Genomic DNA, 16,706 nt, shown 5'->3' with positions numbered 1-16,706 from the left:
CCTCGTGAGGGATGGGCGGCGCTTCGCTGAGCAGCGCTCCCTTTTCGCTCCGACGGCGGAACCCTCGCCCCGATCGGAGGTTCATCCCCTGTGCAACCACAGGAGATGCGCCATGGACCACACCAGCCACGTAAGACTGACCAATGCCGAGCTCACGCCGGACATCCTCGAGGGCGCCACCATCTACGGCCCCGATGACGAGAAGATCGGCTCGGTCGACCACCTGCATGGCAGCCAGGTCGTCATCGATGTCGGCGGCTTTCTCGGCATCGGCGCCAAGCCGGTGGCCGTCGCCGCCAGCCAGCTTGACTTCATGCGCGACGAGGACGGCGATGTCCATGCCGTCACCAGTTGGACGAAAGATCAGTTGAAGGCGATGCCCGAGCATCGCGACTGAACCGCTTCGAGCAGCTCGCGCTCGGCCGCCTGCATCTGGCCGTCGTGCTCAACGAGACCGGCGGTCGACAAATAATAAGAGGCGGTGCCGCCCTGGCCGGCGGTTCGCCCCACGCCGTTTCCCGAAGGCAGTCCCGGCGAAAAAAAGCCCGCTTCGGCATGCCGAAGCGGGCGGGAATTTTAGGACAGCAAGCTTACTTGCAGTCCTTCAGCATCTTCAGCGCCTTTTCGGCATTGGCTTGGGACGTGTAGGCCTTCGTCCCGGCATCGGTCAGTTTCTTGCCGTCCGGCTTCGTGGAAACCACGGAGCATTTCTTGGTGGTGGCGTCTTTTGCCACCCAATACTGCGTGGCCGCAAATGCCGGCATGCTGAAAAGCGAAACAACCGAAGCTGCAACCAGAACCTTGCGAATCATAGCGTTCTCCCAAGTTGAATTCGACTCGGCCCGTTCATCCGGAAGTACCCATCACGCGGATAGCCGAGCCGAACCGCTGGCGAGCCGTATCGCGAATTAACCGCCGAGGGCAATTTACAAAAATGTAAAGTTCGGCCGTCCGCCTACACGCTGCGCCCACGCTTTTTTCGCGCCATGTCGGCGTGACATCGGCCGAATACCGCAAGCGCTTGGCCGGCATCGCGGGTATCGGCGCACACGGCACATTGAGGCGACCTGGATCAATCCGGCGGCATCTAGGCGACCCTCTCGCCGTCTTTCTTGACGAACTCGCGCACCGGATTGTCGAGCAGCAGCGGCACCGCTTCGATGGTCGGGGCGCGTCAGTCCTTCGGCGCGTTGCTGTAGAGCGCCACGCCGACGCGGTCGTTGCGCCGCCACCGCACGAAAGCGCGATAGACCGTGTCGTCAGCCGGAACCTCGAGCAGGAAGCGTTCGGGGATGCCCATATCGGCGGCCACGCGCAATTCCGCACCCTGCTCGTGCTGGTTTCTGATCGTGCAGCCGATCCGGACGCCGTTGGCGATGATCGTGGCTTCCTTGAGCACGAATTCGCGCGCATGAAGACGGCGCTCGGTCTCGGGATATTCGGCCATGGGCAGCGGACTCCTCGGGCAAGGCTCTCCTCGCCACGGGGCCGCACCATAGCAGCGAGGCGTTTCCGTTCCGTTAGCGATTGCTGAAACGGCGAGGCTCGCCCGCTGGTCGGCAGGTGAGCGGTTATCCAGCGTTATATTGCGCCGGCGACCACGCCGCTCGCGTGCAGCACCCAGCGGCGGCCGTCGCTGCGAAATTCGGTGAGCGACAGCGGCTCGAGGTCGATCTTCCAGACCGAGGAGAGCGGTGCGCCCAGCACATGCACGATGGCGGCGCGGATCGGCACGGCATGGGTGAGCGCGATGGTGTGGCCGCTCTCGGCAGCCAGGCGCTCCAACAGTGCCGCGCCGCGCAAGGCCACCGCGGCAAGCGACTCGCCGCCATGGGGTGCGGCATCCGGATCGGAAAGCCATACCGCCATGCCTTCCGGATCCTCCGCCTGCACCTCCTCGAAACTTTTGCCGGCCCAGCGCCCGAAATCCTGCTCGGCAAGCAACGGCTCGACCGTCGCGTCAAGGCCGAGCGCGTCGGCCGTCTGACGCGCGGCCAGCGCCGGGCTCGTCCAGACGCGGTCGGCGCGGCGCAGCGAAGCGGCCAGCGCGCCGGCACGCTCGAAGGCCCGCGGCTCCAGCGCCTCGTCAGTCGGAAAACGACCCTTGCGCGTGGCCTGCGTCGCGCCGCTTGCGATCATCGTCAGGCGGGCGAGCATCCCAAAACTCCGTGGTCTAGTGAAATTTCGGCCGTGCGAAGCCGTATTGGCTATTGCATGTCGTTGACAGGCGAACGAAGTGCTGACAAGTGTTTTAGCGCTATACGGGATTGGAAGCCGGTGCGAGTCCGGCACGGTCGCGCCACTGTGATCGGCACCAGCCGAAAGTCAGGCCTTATTCCGCAGCATTGTTCGATCAACGGGACGCAGTATCCCACGGGAGGTCAATATGTCCGACACCACCTTCGCCCCCAGCTACGGTCCGGTTGCGATTCCGGTTCGCGAGCTTCTGCCGTGGGCCATCTTCGCCGGCCTGATGCTGATGATGGCGATCTATTTCGTCGGCGCGGAAGAAGGCGCGACGTCGCTGATCCGTGGCACCTATGTGCACGAGTTCGTGCATGATGGCCGCCACCTGCTCGGCTTCCCCTGCCACTAAAGCGGTTCAGCATCGCTGAACCCCTTTCGATTCTGATCTACGCATTCCGGACGGAAAACCGCTAAGCACTTTTCCTGGAATTGCTTGGTTGGCTTAACGCAATTCCGGACGGAAAACCGCTAAGCACTTTTCCTGGAATTGCTCAGAAGGATTAGTGACATGGTCGGAAAACTTTTGCTGCGCGGCATGCTTGTCGGGCTGGTTGCGGGGATTCTGGCGTTCGCCTTCGCGCGCGTCTATGGCGAGCCGCAGGTCGACAAGGCGATCGCCTTCGAGGACCAGCAGGCGCAGGCAGCCGGTGTGGCGCCGGAACCCGAGATGGTCAGCCGCACCACGCAGGCCGGCATCGGTCTCGCAACCGGCGTGCTGGTCTATGGCGCCGCCCTTGGCGGGCTGTTCTCGCTGGTCTTCGCCTATGCCTATGGCCGCCTGGGCTCGCTCGGTCCGCGCGGCACCTCGGCGCTGATCGCGCTGCTCGGCTTCCTTGCCGCGATCGTGATTCCGAGCCTCAAATATCCGGCCAACCCGCCGGCGGTAGGCATTGCCGAGACCATCGGCTACCGCACCGAGCTGTTCTTCATCATGATCGTCGTCTCGATCGCGGCGATGGTGGCGGCGGTTGGCCTGGCGCAGCGGCTGTGGAACCGGCTCGGCGCCTGGAACGCCTCGATCGTCGCGGGTCTCGCCTTCCTCGTCGTCTTCGCGCTGGTGAAGGCGGCGCTGCCCGACATCAATGAAGTGCCGGAGAACTTCTCGGCGACCGTGCTGTGGCAGTTCCGCGTCGCCTCGCTCGGCATCCAGCTGGTGCTGTGGACCGTCGTTGGGCTCGGCTTCGGCGCGGCTGCCGAGCGCGTGGTCGCGGTGCGCGACCAGCGCAGCCCGGCACGCCGCTACGCCTGAAATCCGATGCGTTGGCCGCCACGGTTTCGCGCCCTGGCGGCCAAAGTGGCTCACCGGTCGGTACGACCGCCGAGCCACTTTGGTTCTTTGTTTTCTCGCAATTCCGGACGGAAAACCGCAGCACAGTTTTCCTGGAATTGCTCGGTTTCGGTGCTGCTCGCACTTCTGGCCGCCACATCCGCGCAAGCGCATAGCGGCTCGTCGGCCCCGCCTCCCCCAGGCATACAGATCCCCAGCCTGACCCACGGCCAGATGGTGGTGATTGCGCGCTACCGAGGCGACATCCTGGACCTTGCCCAACGCCAGACCGTGACCGACCCGACCTTCTGGCGGCTCTACAATCACGGCAATCTGCAATTCACCTACTGCCTCTGGGGCCTGATGCCGGGAAGTCTTGGCGAGGAAGAGAGCCCGTTCAACGAATGTAGCCACGCCTATCTCGCCACCGCCAAGGCGCTGCTCACCTATATGGCCACGATGCCCTCTGCCGAACGCAACGCGAAGGCGCTGATCTCCGACATCGATGCCGAGATGGTGCGCAGCAGCGCGTCGTGGATCCTGTGCCAGTATAGCGGCGAGGCCTTCAGCACCGGCGCGGTCATCGAGCCACGCTGGCGGGACATCTTCTTCCACCTGCCGAGTCTCGCGGTGCTGCTTGCCACGGCAGCGGCGCTCACCGCCGCCGCATGGTCGATTATCGGCGCGCCGCGTAGCCGCATGGCCTAGGGCGTTCACGTTCACGGAAACCGGGCGCGCATCACAATTCCGCGAGCGCGATGTCATCTCGGAACGGCAGACGTTTTCCATTTGGGCACCTGGGCTGAACACAGGAGCAAATCATGCATGGAAAAATCATAGCTGGCCTCGCGTTAGCAGCCTCCCTTGGAATTGCCCAGCCCTCCCTTGCCGCACCCGACTGGAAGGCGGTAGCGCAGGCGCTCGGGAAATCCGGCACAGAAGCACCAGGGGGAGTGTACCGCGTCGGGCTGCCTCGTTCCGATCTGAAAGTCACTCTCGACGGCGTGGAACTCAAACCGGCCCTGGCGCTCGGCTCATGGCTCGCATTCAAACCCGGGGGCGATCACGACGCCATGGTCATGGGCGATCTCGTGTTGACCGTGCCTGAGATCGACCCGGTAATGATGAAACTGATTGAAAGCGGCATCGAGATCACGGCCCTCCACAATCATCTGCAGAGGGCCCAGCCGGAGACGATGTATATGCACGTCCTTGGGCACGGCGATCCGGAGAAGCTGGCTGCGGCGCTGCATACGGCGTTGCAGCAGAGTGGAACGCCGCTTTCGGACGCACCGGCGAGCGCCGCCGCTGCTTCGAAAGCGATCGATCTTGATACGCAAACCATTGACCAGGCGCTTGGCCACAAAGGCAAGGTCAATGGCGGTGTCTATCAGGTCAGCATCGCGCGTGCAGAAACCATCAAGGACGATGGCATGGAGGTGCCGGATGCAATGGGCTCTGCGATTGCCATCAACTTCCAGCCGACTGGAAACGGCAAGGCCGCGATCACCGGCGATTTCGTCCTGATCGCCTCTGAAGTGAATCCGGTGCTACGAGCTCTGCGGGAAAGCGGAATAGAGGTGACGGCTGTGCACAACCACATGCTCGACGATCAACCCCGGCTGTTCTTCATGCATTTTTGGGCAAATGACGATGTCGGGAAGTTGGCCAAAGGGCTGAAGCTGGCGCTCGATCAAGTGCATCTTAGGACGGGTAGCGGACTTTGACGCAGGCCCGGCGAAATTCCGAAGGCGGCGGCATTGGCCCGGCCGGCGCCGAACTGCCGGGCTACCAGCCAGAAGGAGGCCGCGCTGCGGACATCTACGCGGCGCGCGCCCTCCGGGATTTTGGGGACGGCTTCGCCGCAGTGCTGCTGCCGGTATATCTAGCGTCGATCGGGCTTGGACCGCTGGAGATCGGTGTCGTGGCTACCGCTGCACTCCTTGGTTCGGCATTGTTGACGCTCGGCATCGGCTTCCTGGCGGTGCGCGCAGACCGGCGCACCCTGCTTCTGGCTGCGTCCGGCCTGATGATCGCAACCGGGCTGGCCTATACGCAGTCAAGCACCTATGCACTTCTTCTGCTCGTGGCCTTCCTGGGCACCATCAATCCTTCGTCAGGAAGCGTGAGCATCTTCGTTCCGCTGGAGCATGCAGTCCTGTCGCGGCTCGTCGCCGATGCGGACCGCACCAGGGCGTTCGCGCGTTACAGCCTGTTGGGTGCGCTGGCGGCAGCGTTTGGCGCCCTTGCCGCAACCAGCCCGGACTTTCTGGTTACGATCGGGATGTCGCGATTAACGGCGCTGAAGGCGATGTTCGTCCTCTATGCATGTCTCGGCATGGCGGGAGGCTTGGTCTACGCGCGCATTCCAGCCGGTCCCAAAACCTCGCCCAAGGACCGGCCGGCAGCGGCGCTTGGGCCGTCGCGTGGCATTGTTTACAAGTTGGCGGCCCTGTTCAGCATCGATGCGTTCGCCGGCGGGTTTGCGGTGCAGTCGCTCATGGCTTTGTGGTTGTTCAGCAAGTTTGGACTTTCGCTGTCGACTGCCGGGGTGTTCTTTTTCTGGTCGGGTGTTTTATCGGCGGTCTCATTTCCGGTCGCCGCATGGCTGTCGAACCGCATCGGGCTTGTGAACACGATGGTGTTCACCCACATCCCGTCGAGCATCTGCTTAATCCTGGCCGCCCTGGTGCCGAATCTTCATGCCTCCCTGGCATTTCTTCTTGTACGCGCAGCACTGTCCCAGATGGACGTGCCGACCCGCTCCTCATATGTGATGGCGGTCGTCACGCCGCCGGAGCGGCCCGCGGCGGCGAGCGTCACGTCGGTTCCACGCAGTCTCGCGGCAGCGGCGAGCCCGGCCATTGCCGGGGCGCTGTTTGCTGCGGGGTTCGAAGCCTGGCCGCTGGTGATCTGCGGTGCCCTCAAGATCCTCTACGATTTGGCCTTGCTTTGGACTTTCCGCCACGTCAAGCCGCCTGAGGAGCTATGAGGGGCTACGCCTGTCTGCAAGAAGGTGACAATCAACCCGATTTCGGCCTGCGCAGGGCAGAGTTCAGCCACCTCTGAATTGCAAAAACCAGCGATTTTCAAGCGACCAAGACCTGGCGCAAAGCCGCGCCGAACAGGAACAACCCGGTGCCGATCTCCAACAGCGTCGAGATGCAGGCGGCATTAGAGCCAAACCGGTCGAAGATGGCGACGGAGCCTTTTCGCAACAGGACCGTAAGGGCGACGACGACCCTAAGGGTAATCGCCACACCGGCCATCATGGCGGATCTCACGTTGATATTCGAAGAGTGGCTGTATCATCCATTCACGTGCTCATGGGGATCGCCTTCCGGCTCGGCCATGACGAAGGACAGATCCTCGCTGTCGGGACCCGCAGCCATTGCAGCCTGGCGCTGAACTCGTGCGGCTCGGCCGGGGCGACCAGGCTTTGCAGATAGTGGTGATCGCCCCCGACCGGAGACAGCGGCAGGCTTTCGACCGCACCGTCCGCCCTTTCGCTCGGCGTGGCGCGACAGGCGCAGCCGCATGCGCTCGCCCTGCGGAGTGTCGATGATCTCAAGCAACCCGCTGGCGAGCTTGCCCGAGACCAGGAACGGATCGGGCGCATGATGGTGGCGGCCTTCCGTCCGTGGCTCGGCAAAGCGCACCGTGGCGGCGTCGAGCGCAGGAATGTGGGCGAAGAGCTCGGTCTTGAGCGATGCGGCGATGTTGTTAGCGGCGGCAAGCAGCAGCCGGGCTGGTTGATCAAGCCGACTTGCGGGCAGGCCTCGCCGTCGACGGCGCCTTGATCCCTTCCTTGGCAAGGCTCTTCCTCAGCACCGCAGCCAGATCGATGACGTTTTCCTTCGGCTTGGGCGCCGCCTTCGGCAGCTTCTTGCCCTTGCGCTTGGCATCGATCATTGCAATCAGCGCATCCTCATAGGTGTCCTCGAATTTCGATGGGTCGAACTTGGTCACCTTCTTGTCGATCAGGAGTTCGGCGATCTCCAGCAGATCCTTGTCGTATTTCGGCGACTTCAGGCCCTCGAAGACGCTTTTTTCCGACACCATCTCGTTGCGCGTGCGCAACTCAGTGAGCAGCATGCCCTTGCCGAAGGGCTGGATCACGACTTCGCGGCCACGCTGGTAGAGCACCACACAGGATCTTGCGGCGACACGCTTCTTCTTCATCGCCTCACGCAATACGCTGAAAGCCTCAAGCGCGGCACCATCGGCGGGGACGAGGTAATAAGGCTTTTCCAAATAGCGCGTGTCGATGTCGTCCAGGGCGACGAACTCGTCGACCTCCAGTGTGTGCGCCGAGGTGAGTTTCAGCTTCTTGATCTCGTCCGGCTCAATCTCGATGTAATCGTCATTCTCCAGTTCGAAGCCCTTGGTCTGGTCCTCGGCCTCGACGACATCGCCGGTCTGCTCGTCGACATAGGCGCTTTTCACCGGCAAGCCATCCTTACGGTTCAGTATCTTGAAATGCACCTTGCCGGCCTCGCTTGTGGCGCCGACCAGCTTGATGCCGCAAGACACAGAGGCGACCTTCAGAAAACCCTTCCAAACCGCGCGCGGCGCAACCATGTGGCATCCCCATTGTCGTTGCGATCAACAGGAACATCTGTCGACCCGCGGGGTTCCGTTCGCCAAGCTCCAGCAGTCGAGCAGCCAAGACGGCATATGCGACGCGCCGCTCGGCCTTGCGGTCGATCAAGGCATGCACATCCCTTCCCGAGGCCGTTGATGGCGCCTCCCGTTTATGGCGACCGGACGCGGTATCTGCCGCGAAATCCTGGCGTCATGTGATCGGCGGGCCGTAGCGGAGGCAGCGCAGAGGCAACCAAACGGCTTGTTTTCCCGTTTATTTCAGCAGCTGCCGACACCGGTCGTGTCGTCAGCCAATTGGCTCCAGGGCGATATTGGCGCGGAGCAGAAGGGAGGCCGCAATGACACGGCCCGTTGTTGAAATAGGGGATAGGGTGGCGGTGCTCGCGACGGTGACCGAGCGCGTCAAAGACCGCGTCATGCTGACGCTCGACGGCGACAGCCACAATTATTCGATGATCGAGCCCAACGCCAAGGCCGGCGACAAGCTCAGGCTCGAGGGCGACGTCGTCCATGTCGACGAGGATCTCGGACGCACGACCGTGCAGGTGCTGGGACGCGTGACCGTCGACACCAAGTCGGTCGAGATGATCACGCGACGCTGCGACCTCGACCATATCGCCTCCAACGTGCCTGGCCACCCTCTCCCGCGCACCCCGCCGCGACCGCATGGGTGAACAAGCGGATCACGGCCCTTCTTCGCGCGTCCCCGCGCTGCGTCAACCTTGAAGCTGCCTAATGGCGCTTGAAATACTGCACTTCGCGTTCGTGCTTTTCCGCGGCTTCGCGCGACTTGAAGGTGCCCAGATTGCGGCGCTTGCCGGTCCTGGGATCGATCTTGCGCGAATAGAGCCGGTATTCGCCGGATTTCAGCTTGCGGATCATCGCTCTCTCCTTGTGAACCAGGATTCTAACCCGGCTGAGATCGTCACGGTTCCAAGCAGGCCATCCCGCCCTCCTGCGGCCCGGCAGCAAAAAAGCGCTGCTGTCGGTGAACCATTTCACGGACGCAAACGACCCAATGTCGGAATCCACACCGCAACGACACGATTTGGTCGGATTATTTGTATTCAAATGACTTTCGCAACGTTATGCGGATGTCGCTGAAGTGCCGGAGCTGAGGAGGATGAGATGGTTACGGCGAAGCTTCATGGCGTGGAACTCGTCAGGGGCCAGAAGTGGACGGTCCGCGTCACCGCCTACGGCACCACGCTCGTCTTCCCCTTTGAGGCCGAGCAGCATGCGCGCTCCTATGCCGACGGCCAGGCCTTCCGCCTCGGCGTCGACGTTGTGGAATTGAAGGATTGCGCCTGAGCGAACAAGCCGTCGACCACCAATGGCCCGAAGACCCGCGCGCCCGAATATAAGCGGCATGTCTATGCTCGATGCGGCAAAGCAGTGGGCGCGCAAGATCAAGCGCGATGTGGTAGCGCTCTGGATTGCCGCCCGCGATCCGCGCGTTCCCTGGTACGCAAAAGCGGCCGCAAGCGCCGTCGCGGCCTATGCGCTGAGCCCTGTCGATCTAATTCCGGACTTCATCCCGATCATCGGCTACCTGGACGACCTGCTGATCGTGCCTGTCGGCATCATGCTCGCGGTGAAGCTGGTTCCGGCCGATCTGATGCGGGAATTCCGCGAAGAAGCCATGCGACGCGAGAAGCCGGTGGGCAAGGCCGGTCTCGCCTTCATGATCGCGCTCTGGGCGCTGGCGGCGCTGGGGCTCATCTGGTTGTTCTGGCCGAAGCCGGCTTGAATGCTTCGGCCCGCGTGGCCGCGCATGCCAGAGCATCTCACCCGGCAGGTAAATTAGCTATCACTTGTAATTCATGCAAATCAGGGCCATGCTCTCCATGCTCGTGAAAAGACACGCGCAATGGTGGGTCAATAAGGGTTAAGCATGATGGAGTTCGCAGTGTGCTACGATCACAGCGGGTTCGATCTAGTGCGGTCCGTCTTCCTCGATGCCCCGGCATTCTTCGCGCTGATGGTGCCATGGGCGATCGCCCGGCTGGTCGAGATATCGCGCGAAGATGGCGCGGCCCGACTGCAGGCCGCCTGAGCCTGAAAGCCGCAAAGACCTAGTCGTCGCGGATGACCTTTCGGATCGGCAGGTCGCCGAGCAACGCCGAACAATCGATCTCCTCCTGGAAGTGCGCCTGCGGATCGAGAACCAGCCACGAAGCGTGGGTGCGAAGGTCCTTCAGCTTGGCGTTCTTTTGTGCGCGCGCCAAGCGCTCGGCCTCGGCAACCGAGGCCTGAAACGGCCTTTCGACCTTGGGATGATGAGAGATCCTCGACATCGCGGCGGAAAACGCGCCTGCCCGCTTTTCGTTCCGTCGCACGAGGACGATCGGACGCCTGCCATCCCAACGCGTCTCCTGTCCGAGAGGGACGCGCGCCCGGTCTTCCATGCGTTACAATGTCCGCGCGGCACGCGCATTCTTTGCATTTGCGCGGTCTCTCGGGGATATGGAACATGGGAGAACGCCGGATCGGCAATTGGGGTAGCCCGGCTTGCCTTGGCGGCAAAGAGTACGGCTCTTTGACAGGCAAGCCGGGCTAAAGCGCCGACATTGGGTTTCCTTGGGGGGAGCCGGCGCAGGGTCAGAGTGTCCGTTTCCCATTGTGCCCACAATTGTTGCTGAGGTCCTATGCGCCAGCGCAATGGTCTGACCATGTGGCGCTGACGAATCACCCATCGCCGGAGCGCTCCACTGTTCGCGGAAACGGCGAACCGCTTTTTGCACTGACCCAATTCCGGAAGCTACGAAGGCGCCGGGCTCCCTGGCAACGCTTTACGTCCGGACGCTCTAGGCCCGCGTGACGCGACCGACGTTTTGCAGCGCTCTCTTGACGAACAACTCGGCGTGCCGCGCCCATTCCGCTTCGGCGACATCGTTCTCGCGAACAGACTGCCTGAAAGCTTCCCGCAGCGCCTCGAGCTCAAAGATCGAGAACGGCTGATTTCTTTTTTGCTTTTTTGTACCGGCATCCATAACGCGTTGCCAAGACCACAAGATTTTAACCCATTATGCGGTCGCTGGTCGCCCCATCAACAGCTTGGCCCAGACTTCTTTTGGGGGCAAATCTTACCGCGGCTCCAACGGCTTATGTCGGAAGGAGCAGCCGGTAGGACCCGGGGTTCCGAACCGGGCCATTCAAAGGACCAGCCGCTATATGGTTTCGTCCATAACGAACAGCGGGAGACGGCCAGCGGCCGGCATCGGCCGCCCTGTAGCGCTGTATTCGCCGAAGCATATGTCTTTTGATGTGGACCTCGGGGCCTATCGGTGATTGTCTCGGCAATGCAGAGCCGCAAGATGATCCAAATCCAGGTGGCGACCGGCCCGCGCCTTCCCCGTCAACAGGAGTGGCGCGGGCTTTTGCCGTCGGGAAGATGCATGAGCAGCCTTGCCTGGCTGCGAATCGGCGCCGGGCATGGGCCTGCAAACCGCCTCGCCATTAACCTTCCCCAAGGGCACGGACCAAGGTCGGTGTCGCAATTGCCTTCCCTGGCCTATACTCTGGCGAACGGGTGGGTGAACGGTGCCGATGTTTGGGAGGTATTTAAAACGACCTGCGCGGATCTGGAGCGGTCTGTCGCTGGCCTGGCAGTTCGTGATAGCGGGCGGCATCGGCCTTCTGGCCGTAATGCTCGTGGTTGGGCTGTGGGTGACATCGCAGATCCGTGACGGCGTCTTGCACAATTCCGCCGCCACCACCGCGCTCTATGTCGACAGCGTGATCGCGCCGCTGCTGCCAGACATGCGCAAGAGCCAGGAACTCGACGACACGGTCAAGCGGGCGCTGGACGAGACGCTCGGCCAGGGCGCACTCGGCAAAAGACTGGTGTCGTTCAAGCTTTGGCGGCGCGACGGCACAATCCTCTATTCAAAGGACGCAAGCCTGATCGGCAGGCAGATCAAGCCCAACGCCAACCTCATCGCCGCTTTCGCCGGCAACGTCATGGTCAAATACAACAGGCTCGAGGACGAGGAAGACGACAGGGAGCGGTCGATGGGCGCTCCGCTGCTGGAAATCTACAACCCGGTGCGCGAGCCCTGGTCCGGCGAGGTTGTGGCTGTGACCGAATTCTACGAATTGTCCGGCGACTTCGAGGAATCGCTCCACTCGGCCCTGCTGTGGACATGGCTGGTGGTGGCGGCCGCCACCGCCGCGGCGCTCGCCCTGCTCTCCGGCATTGTTTTCCGCGGCAGCCGCACCATTGTCACCCAACAGGCGGCGCTCGAGGCCAAGGTTTCGGAATTGCAGGCGGCGCTGGCGCAGAATTCGTCGCTGCGCCAGCGCGTACAGCGCGCCTCGCGCCGCGCCACCGCGATCAATGAACGGTATCTGAGGCGTATCGGGGCAGACCTGCATGACGGACCGGCGCAACTGGTGGCGCTCGCAGCGCTCAGGATGGACAGCCCGGTGCTGGTCGATCCGACCACATCGAGCACGCTGCGCGAGGCCGAGATCGCCGGCATCCACAAGACTCTGGGCGAAGCGATGCGCGAAATACGCGGCATCTGCAACGGGCTGGTGCTGCCGCAGATCGAGGCGCAGGCCATCGCCGACATTTTGCGGCTCGCGGTGGTCGAGCATGAGCGGCGCACCAGCACCAAAGTGTTGCTAACCCTGCCCGAGCGCTTGCCGGAACTCGGCACCTCGGAAAAGATCAGCATCTATCGCTTCGTGCAGGAAGGCCTGAACAACGCCTTCCGGCACGGCAAAGGCAAGGGCCAGCAGGTCAGAACCACGACGAAAGGCGGCAAGCTCCTCGTCGAGGTTGTGGACGCCGGCCCCGGGTTCGACCCGGCCCGAAGCGAGGGCCTTGGCCTTGCGGGCCTGAGGGAGCGTATCGAAAGCATCGGCGGGCAGTTCGAAACGCTGTCTGGCCCGGGAGGAACAAGACTGGTGATCACCTTGTCTGTCGAGGAGCAACCGTGAGCGCATCCATCCGCATCGCAATAGTCGACGACCATCCCCTGTTTCGCGAGGGCGTGGCGCGCAGCCTCGGCGAAATGGGGGGCTTCGAACTCGTGGGCGAAGGCGCCAGCGCCGAGGACGCCGAAAGGCTGGCGCGCGCCAGCACGCCCGATATCCTCCTGCTCGACATCAGCATGCCGGGCGGCGGCCTTAACGCGCTCGCCGGCATCCTTGCTGCGGTGCCCGAGCAGAAGATCGTCATGCTGACTGTGTCGGAGACCAATGCCGATGTCGCCCAGGCGCTGAAGGCCGGCGCGCGCGGTTATGTGCTGAAAGGCGTCGGCTCCAAGGCGCTGGCCGAGATCCTGCGCGACGTCGCCAATGGCCAGAGCTACGTATCGCCGAGCCTCTCGGCCAGGCTGCTTTCCGACCTTCTGCAGCCCACAGGCGGCAAGCCCGATCCGCTGAGCCAACTCACCGGCCGCGAGGCTGAGATCCTAAAACTGGTCGCGGAGGGGCTGAGCAACAAGGAGGTCGCCGCCCGGCTATCGCTGCAGGAGAAGACGGTCAAGCATCATATGACCAGAGTGCTCGCCAAGCTCAACGTGCGCAACCGCACCGAGGCGGCGCTGCTGATGCATGAGGCGCGGGAAAGGCAGCAAGTTAGGCAATAGGCAGGCAGTGGCGAAGATGACATCCCACTGCCTACTGCCTACTGCCTACTGCCTACTGCCTGAAGGCAATCACCCCCTCCATGGGCGGGGGTGACATGCGGGTGGGGGAGAAGGGATAGCTCTTCCAGAACCTTCACAGGTTCAGCAGGCGCGACAGGTCCTTCTCCGTCGCCTGCCGTTCGATGATTGTGCGGCCTTGCGCGTCCGTCATCTCGAAACGGCCGTTCTGGACTTGCTCCTTCATGCCGTTGCGATGAATGACGGTGACCTTATCACCGTCGATCGAGAGCGTGTCGCCTGTTGCGGCGTTGGTGTAGCTGTTCTTGCCGCCGGGATTGGTATTGCCCTTGCCGCTATTGTTGCCCGGCCCGGCATTGGGGTTGCCGCCACCGGCATTGCTGTTGCCGTTGTCGCCCTGGCCGTTGCTGTTGCCATTGTTGCCGCCATTGCCGGAATTCGAGCCGCCGCCGGAACCCGAATTGCCGCCACTGCCGTTGCCGCCGTTCCCGCCTCCATTGTTCCCGCCTCCATTGCCATTGCCATTGCCGTTGCCGGCATAGGCTGCGGATACGAGCTTGGTCATGTAGCCCGGCTTCACCAGACAGGGCGCGACGACAATCGCCAGCGCGCCAACGGCGCGCAGCACAAGGTAGGCTGGCCTTTTGCAGGCGGGTTGGTGCATCCCGTCCTTTCCTGCGGGTTCGTCTCGGCATGGCCGAAGTTCCGCTCACGGGACAGGCGCGACGGAACAGTGTCTCTGCAAGGATTCACATTCCGGCGGTCCGACGAAAGTGGCCCACGACCCATGCCCTGGCCAATCGGACCATTTCCGCCACCGTGACTGACCAATGTCGCAAGCGGCGGACATTGCCGAACTTGAAAAAATTACCCCCGCACGGAGGCGGGGGTAAGGTGAGTAGCCAAGTTCTACCGCAAGACGATCAGGACCGCAGAGACGAAGCAAAAGGTGGCAACCTGGTTTTGCAGCGCTGACCTTCGGTCCCTTAAGATCTAATCCCGATAAAACCTCGCTCTCACAAACTCTTCAGGCGATTGAGATCGGCCATGGTGGCCTTGCGGTCGATGATGGTGCGTCCGTATTTGTCTTCCATCCTGAACCGGCCGTTCTCGATCTTCTCCTTCATTCCATTGCGGTGCGTGACCTCGATTTTGGTGCGGGTGGCCTCAACCTTGTCGCCCGTCAGGGCATTCACATGATCATCGACATCGGCGGTGCTTGCCGCGCCGGCGCTGCTGCTCTTGCCGCTGTTGCCGTTGTCGCTGTTCCCGTTTCCGTTGTCGCCGTTTCCGCTATTGCCGCCGCTGCTATTACCGTTTCCGCTGCTGCCGCCATTGCCGGAATTCGAGCCGCCGGCCGAACCGGAGTTGGAGCCGCCGTTCCCGTTGCCGTTGTTCCCGCCTCCGTTGCCGTTCCCGCTATTGCCGCCCCCGTTACCGCTTCCACCACCCTTGCCGCCGCCGCCACCGTTTCCGCCGCCACCGCCGCCTTTGTCGGCATAGGCTTTGGTCACAACCAAACCATCAACGGAGAGACTGAAAGGCGCGACAACCAGCGCCACCGCAGTCAGCGCTTGCAAGACCAGCCTGCAGACCCTGCGCGATCCGCGCATTCCGCTCTCCCCATGCCAGCCCTTCAGCCCGTCGGCCGAGCTACCCCACCGGCAATGTCGCAGCATAAGCATCCCCAATCAGCAGGTCATAAGGAAGTGGCCCACGACCCTTGTCTTGTCCACTCGGACCTAATGCGTTTTACTGTAGGACCTAAGTCTTATTTCAACCACCGGATGTGGTCGGACACTACCGTCGTGGGATCAATTCCCAGGCCGAGCAAGCCGTTAACGAGATTCGCGCTCGCGGCATGTTCGCAAGACGCGCTCAGGCCAATGGCACCGGCCGCCGCGCCGCAAGCGCCGTGCCGAAAGCGGCAGCAATGACGGCGGCAACGCCCGCGCATTGCAAAAGATTGAGCTTCTCATGCAAAAACTGGAAGCCAGTCAGCGCGCCGCCAGCCGGCTCCAGGCAGACCAGCATGCCGTAGACCTTGGCAGGCATGCGGGCCAGCACCAGCATTTCCAGATAGAAGGGCAGCGCGCTGGAGAACAGGCCGACCACTGCCGCGCCCGCCATGATGTACGGATCGGCGAGGTAGGGCTGCGCGGTGCTGAAGCCGAAAGGCAGCGCCAGCATCGCGGCGATCGCCATCCCATAGGCGGAGGTGCGCACACCGAGCTCGGCGCCGGCCTTCTGGGCGAAGATAATGTAAAGCCCCCAGCAAGCGCCCGCCGCGAGCGCCAGCGCCACGCCCAGCGGATCGAGCCCGCGACTGATACCGGCAAAGGGCGACAGCAGCACGATGCCGACGACAGCCAGCGCCACCCAGACAAGGTCAAGCAGGCGCCTGGAGCCGAGCGTGGCGACAAACAGCGGCCCGGTAAATTCGAGCGCCACGCAGATACCGAGCGGAATGCGCTGGAGCGCGGCATAGAACAGCATGTTCATGGCGCAGACGGTGATGCCATAGGCGGCAAGCCAAGGCAGATTTTTCCGCGAGGGCAGTACCTTCCAGGGCCTCAGCACCACAGCCAGCATCAGCGCGCCGATGGCGAGCCTGAGCATGGTCGTGCCTTCCGGCCCCAGCACCGGGAACAGGCCCTTGGCAAAGGCAGCGCCCACCTGCACCGACATCATTGCGCCAAGCAGGCCAAGCACGGGCATGGCGCCGACGTGGCTCTCTTGGTTAACGGCCTGTGCTGTGGTCAATCCTGGCTCCATCCTCCCGGTTCGGGAATGGAGATAGGGCGCGCCGGTTGCGATGTCGTGAGGCAGCGGGCGGGGATGGATGGGACAGGATTGCCTAGGCGGAACGTCCGAAGGGCTGGCGGGACAGCATCCCCTCTGCCCTGCCGGACAGAGGGAAAGTGTGCGGGAACGAGGCCTTGCCAGATGCACGCCCGGCGCCTTCCCGA

General features: G+C 62.9%; 24 protein-coding genes and 1 riboswitch. Of the genes, 12 read left to right on the top strand and 12 right to left on the bottom strand.

Annotated features, from left to right (window positions below):
- The first annotated feature begins 112 nt into the window (after nucleotides 1-112).
- Nucleotides 113-397 carry a PRC-barrel domain containing protein gene (locus tag LB553_RS11605; protein WP_224513509.1) on the top strand — a complete coding sequence of 95 codons (285 nt, stop codon included), beginning with the start codon at nucleotides 113-115 and terminating at the stop codon, nucleotides 395-397.
- On the opposite strand, the gene LB553_RS11600 is transcribed toward LB553_RS11605, so the two are convergent.
- The 4 genes from LB553_RS11600 to LB553_RS11585 all read right to left on the bottom strand — a co-directional run bounded on the left by LB553_RS11600 (nucleotide 364) and on the right by LB553_RS11585 (nucleotide 2,157).
- The gene (locus LB553_RS11600; RefSeq protein ID WP_224513284.1) at nucleotides 364-510 is read right to left on the bottom strand and encodes a hypothetical protein; all 147 of its coding nucleotides are present in this window, start codon (nucleotides 508-510) and stop codon (nucleotides 364-366) included. The genes LB553_RS11605 and LB553_RS11600 overlap by 34 nt on opposite strands.
- Nucleotides 511-590: 80 nt before the next feature.
- Nucleotides 591-812 (bottom strand): hypothetical protein, encoded by a 222-nt coding sequence (locus LB553_RS11595; RefSeq protein ID WP_224513282.1) that lies wholly within the window; start codon nucleotides 810-812, stop codon nucleotides 591-593.
- A gap of 362 nt (nucleotides 813-1,174) precedes the next feature.
- Nucleotides 1,175-1,447 (bottom strand): PilZ domain-containing protein, encoded by a 273-nt coding sequence (locus tag LB553_RS11590; protein WP_224513281.1) that lies wholly within the window; start codon nucleotides 1,445-1,447, stop codon nucleotides 1,175-1,177.
- Between the two features lie 134 nt (nucleotides 1,448-1,581).
- Entirely contained in the window at nucleotides 1,582-2,157 is a 576-nt protein-coding gene (locus LB553_RS11585) for a histidine phosphatase family protein (RefSeq protein ID WP_224513278.1), read from the bottom strand.
- Between the two features lie 85 nt (nucleotides 2,158-2,242).
- Nucleotides 2,243-2,386: riboswitch (adenosylcobalamin (AdoCbl) riboswitch) on the top strand.
- Between LB553_RS11585 and LB553_RS11580 the strand changes: the two genes are divergently transcribed.
- The 5 genes from LB553_RS11580 (at nucleotide 2,387) to LB553_RS11560 (ending at nucleotide 6,506) form a co-directional block, all read left to right on the top strand.
- The gene (locus tag LB553_RS11580; RefSeq protein WP_224513276.1) at nucleotides 2,387-2,596 is read left to right on the top strand and encodes a CbtB domain-containing protein; all 210 of its coding nucleotides are present in this window, start codon (nucleotides 2,387-2,389) and stop codon (nucleotides 2,594-2,596) included.
- 159 nt (nucleotides 2,597-2,755) lie between these two features.
- On the top strand, nucleotides 2,756-3,496 hold the full coding sequence (locus LB553_RS11575) for a CbtA family protein (protein ID WP_224513275.1): 741 nt from the start codon (nucleotides 2,756-2,758) through the stop codon (nucleotides 3,494-3,496).
- Nucleotides 3,497-3,646: 150 nt separating this feature from the next.
- Nucleotides 3,647-4,222, top strand: coding sequence for a hypothetical protein (locus LB553_RS11570; RefSeq protein ID WP_224513273.1), 576 nt, complete (start codon nucleotides 3,647-3,649; stop codon nucleotides 4,220-4,222).
- A gap of 113 nt (nucleotides 4,223-4,335) precedes the next feature.
- Nucleotides 4,336-5,241, top strand: a complete 906-nt coding sequence (locus tag LB553_RS11565) for a DUF1259 domain-containing protein (RefSeq protein ID WP_224513271.1) — start codon at nucleotides 4,336-4,338, stop codon at nucleotides 5,239-5,241.
- A gap of 53 nt (nucleotides 5,242-5,294) precedes the next feature.
- Nucleotides 5,295-6,506, top strand: coding sequence for an MFS transporter (locus tag LB553_RS11560; protein WP_224513507.1), 1,212 nt, complete (start codon nucleotides 5,295-5,297; stop codon nucleotides 6,504-6,506).
- A gap of 97 nt (nucleotides 6,507-6,603) precedes the next feature.
- Here the strand turns inward: LB553_RS11560 and LB553_RS11555 are convergent, their stop codons facing one another.
- Both LB553_RS11555 and LB553_RS11550 read right to left on the bottom strand, forming a co-directional pair.
- Nucleotides 6,604-6,786, bottom strand: a complete 183-nt coding sequence (locus LB553_RS11555; RefSeq protein ID WP_224513269.1) for a hypothetical protein — start codon at nucleotides 6,784-6,786, stop codon at nucleotides 6,604-6,606.
- 484 nt (nucleotides 6,787-7,270) lie between these two features.
- Nucleotides 7,271-8,095, bottom strand: coding sequence for a Ku protein (locus tag LB553_RS11550; protein ID WP_224513267.1), 825 nt, complete (start codon nucleotides 8,093-8,095; stop codon nucleotides 7,271-7,273).
- A gap of 362 nt (nucleotides 8,096-8,457) precedes the next feature.
- On the opposite strand from LB553_RS11550, the gene LB553_RS11545 reads away from it, so the two are divergent.
- Nucleotides 8,458-8,793, top strand: coding sequence for a hypothetical protein (locus LB553_RS11545; protein ID WP_224513265.1), 336 nt, complete (start codon nucleotides 8,458-8,460; stop codon nucleotides 8,791-8,793).
- 58 nt (nucleotides 8,794-8,851) lie between these two features.
- Here LB553_RS11545 and LB553_RS11540 read toward each other — a convergent pair whose 3' ends face one another.
- Nucleotides 8,852-9,001, bottom strand: coding sequence for a hypothetical protein (locus tag LB553_RS11540; RefSeq protein WP_112100506.1), 150 nt, complete (start codon nucleotides 8,999-9,001; stop codon nucleotides 8,852-8,854).
- A gap of 246 nt (nucleotides 9,002-9,247) precedes the next feature.
- Here LB553_RS11540 and LB553_RS11535 point away from each other — a divergent pair, with 246 nt between their 5' ends.
- From LB553_RS11535 to LB553_RS11525, 3 genes are all read left to right on the top strand, one after another.
- The gene (locus tag LB553_RS11535) at nucleotides 9,248-9,430 is read left to right on the top strand and encodes a hypothetical protein (RefSeq protein ID WP_224513262.1); all 183 of its coding nucleotides are present in this window, start codon (nucleotides 9,248-9,250) and stop codon (nucleotides 9,428-9,430) included.
- Nucleotides 9,431-9,488: 58 nt separating this feature from the next.
- Nucleotides 9,489-9,869 (top strand): YkvA family protein, encoded by a 381-nt coding sequence (locus LB553_RS11530; protein ID WP_224513260.1) that lies wholly within the window; start codon nucleotides 9,489-9,491, stop codon nucleotides 9,867-9,869.
- A 144-nt stretch (nucleotides 9,870-10,013) separates the two neighbouring features.
- Nucleotides 10,014-10,175, top strand: coding sequence for a hypothetical protein (locus tag LB553_RS11525; RefSeq protein ID WP_224513258.1), 162 nt, complete (start codon nucleotides 10,014-10,016; stop codon nucleotides 10,173-10,175).
- Nucleotides 10,176-10,194: 19 nt separating this feature from the next.
- On the opposite strand, the gene LB553_RS11520 is transcribed toward LB553_RS11525, so the two are convergent.
- Nucleotides 10,195-10,347: a hypothetical protein gene (locus tag LB553_RS11520; RefSeq protein WP_224513256.1), complete on the bottom strand. Its 153-nt coding sequence runs from the start codon at nucleotides 10,345-10,347 to the stop codon at nucleotides 10,195-10,197.
- A 579-nt stretch (nucleotides 10,348-10,926) separates the two neighbouring features.
- Nucleotides 10,927-11,112: a hypothetical protein gene (locus tag LB553_RS11515; protein ID WP_224513254.1), complete on the bottom strand. Its 186-nt coding sequence runs from the start codon at nucleotides 11,110-11,112 to the stop codon at nucleotides 10,927-10,929.
- A gap of 556 nt (nucleotides 11,113-11,668) precedes the next feature.
- Between LB553_RS11515 and LB553_RS11510 the strand changes: the two genes are divergently transcribed.
- Together LB553_RS11510 and LB553_RS11505 are read left to right on the top strand one after the other, a co-directional pair.
- Nucleotides 11,669-13,066, top strand: a complete 1,398-nt coding sequence (locus LB553_RS11510) for a sensor histidine kinase (protein ID WP_224513253.1) — start codon at nucleotides 11,669-11,671, stop codon at nucleotides 13,064-13,066.
- Nucleotides 13,063-13,719: a response regulator gene (locus LB553_RS11505; protein WP_224513250.1), complete on the top strand. Its 657-nt coding sequence runs from the start codon at nucleotides 13,063-13,065 to the stop codon at nucleotides 13,717-13,719. Before LB553_RS11510 ends, LB553_RS11505 begins: the two co-directional genes overlap by 4 nt.
- A gap of 133 nt (nucleotides 13,720-13,852) precedes the next feature.
- On the opposite strand, the gene LB553_RS11500 is transcribed toward LB553_RS11505, so the two are convergent.
- From LB553_RS11500 to LB553_RS11490, 3 genes are all read right to left on the bottom strand, one after another.
- Nucleotides 13,853-14,401: a hypothetical protein gene (locus tag LB553_RS11500; protein ID WP_224513247.1), complete on the bottom strand. Its 549-nt coding sequence runs from the start codon at nucleotides 14,399-14,401 to the stop codon at nucleotides 13,853-13,855.
- 352 nt (nucleotides 14,402-14,753) lie between these two features.
- Complete coding sequence (locus LB553_RS11495) at nucleotides 14,754-15,350, bottom strand: hypothetical protein (RefSeq protein ID WP_224513245.1); 597 nt, start codon at nucleotides 15,348-15,350, stop codon at nucleotides 14,754-14,756.
- Nucleotides 15,351-15,615: 265 nt separating this feature from the next.
- Nucleotides 15,616-16,500, bottom strand: coding sequence for an EamA family transporter (locus tag LB553_RS11490; RefSeq protein WP_224513242.1), 885 nt, complete (start codon nucleotides 16,498-16,500; stop codon nucleotides 15,616-15,618).
- Nucleotides 16,501-16,706: the final 206 nt, after the last annotated feature.

It is taken from the genome of Mesorhizobium sp. CA8, from assembly GCF_020164955.1.
Taxonomy (GTDB): domain Bacteria; phylum Pseudomonadota; class Alphaproteobacteria; order Rhizobiales; family Rhizobiaceae; genus Mesorhizobium.
This window is presented reverse-complemented; position numbering and strand designations above follow the sequence as displayed.

What these genes read in the sequence shown, in the direction of transcription:
- LB553_RS11605 (WP_224513509.1), top strand. Translation starts at nt 113, where the DNA reads ATGGACCACACCAGCCACGTAAGACTGACCAATGCCGAGCTCACGCCG.
- LB553_RS11595 (WP_224513282.1), bottom strand. Translation starts at nt 812, where the DNA reads ATGATTCGCAAGGTTCTGGTTGCAGCTTCGGTTGTTTCGCTTTTCAGC.
- LB553_RS11590 (WP_224513281.1), bottom strand. Translation starts at nt 1,447, where the DNA reads ATGGCCGAATATCCCGAGACCGAGCGCCGTCTTCATGCGCGCGAATTC.
- LB553_RS11585 (WP_224513278.1), bottom strand. Translation starts at nt 2,157, where the DNA reads ATGCTCGCCCGCCTGACGATGATCGCAAGCGGCGCGACGCAGGCCACG.
- LB553_RS11580 (WP_224513276.1), top strand. Translation starts at nt 2,387, where the DNA reads ATGTCCGACACCACCTTCGCCCCCAGCTACGGTCCGGTTGCGATTCCG.
- LB553_RS11575 (WP_224513275.1), top strand. Translation starts at nt 2,756, where the DNA reads ATGGTCGGAAAACTTTTGCTGCGCGGCATGCTTGTCGGGCTGGTTGCG.
- LB553_RS11565 (WP_224513271.1), top strand. Translation starts at nt 4,336, where the DNA reads ATGCATGGAAAAATCATAGCTGGCCTCGCGTTAGCAGCCTCCCTTGGA.
- LB553_RS11555 (WP_224513269.1), bottom strand. Translation starts at nt 6,786, where the DNA reads ATGATGGCCGGTGTGGCGATTACCCTTAGGGTCGTCGTCGCCCTTACG.
- LB553_RS11550 (WP_224513267.1), bottom strand. Translation starts at nt 8,095, where the DNA reads ATGGTTGCGCCGCGCGCGGTTTGGAAGGGTTTTCTGAAGGTCGCCTCT.
- LB553_RS11545 (WP_224513265.1), top strand. Translation starts at nt 8,458, where the DNA reads ATGACACGGCCCGTTGTTGAAATAGGGGATAGGGTGGCGGTGCTCGCG.
- LB553_RS11540 (WP_112100506.1), bottom strand. Translation starts at nt 9,001, where the DNA reads ATGATCCGCAAGCTGAAATCCGGCGAATACCGGCTCTATTCGCGCAAG.
- LB553_RS11535 (WP_224513262.1), top strand. Translation starts at nt 9,248, where the DNA reads ATGGTTACGGCGAAGCTTCATGGCGTGGAACTCGTCAGGGGCCAGAAG.
- LB553_RS11530 (WP_224513260.1), top strand. Translation starts at nt 9,489, where the DNA reads ATGTCTATGCTCGATGCGGCAAAGCAGTGGGCGCGCAAGATCAAGCGC.
- LB553_RS11525 (WP_224513258.1), top strand. Translation starts at nt 10,014, where the DNA reads ATGATGGAGTTCGCAGTGTGCTACGATCACAGCGGGTTCGATCTAGTG.
- LB553_RS11515 (WP_224513254.1), bottom strand. Translation starts at nt 11,112, where the DNA reads ATGGATGCCGGTACAAAAAAGCAAAAAAGAAATCAGCCGTTCTCGATC.
- LB553_RS11510 (WP_224513253.1), top strand. Translation starts at nt 11,669, where the DNA reads ATGTTTGGGAGGTATTTAAAACGACCTGCGCGGATCTGGAGCGGTCTG.
- LB553_RS11500 (WP_224513247.1), bottom strand. Translation starts at nt 14,401, where the DNA reads ATGCACCAACCCGCCTGCAAAAGGCCAGCCTACCTTGTGCTGCGCGCC.
- LB553_RS11495 (WP_224513245.1), bottom strand. Translation starts at nt 15,350, where the DNA reads ATGCGCGGATCGCGCAGGGTCTGCAGGCTGGTCTTGCAAGCGCTGACT.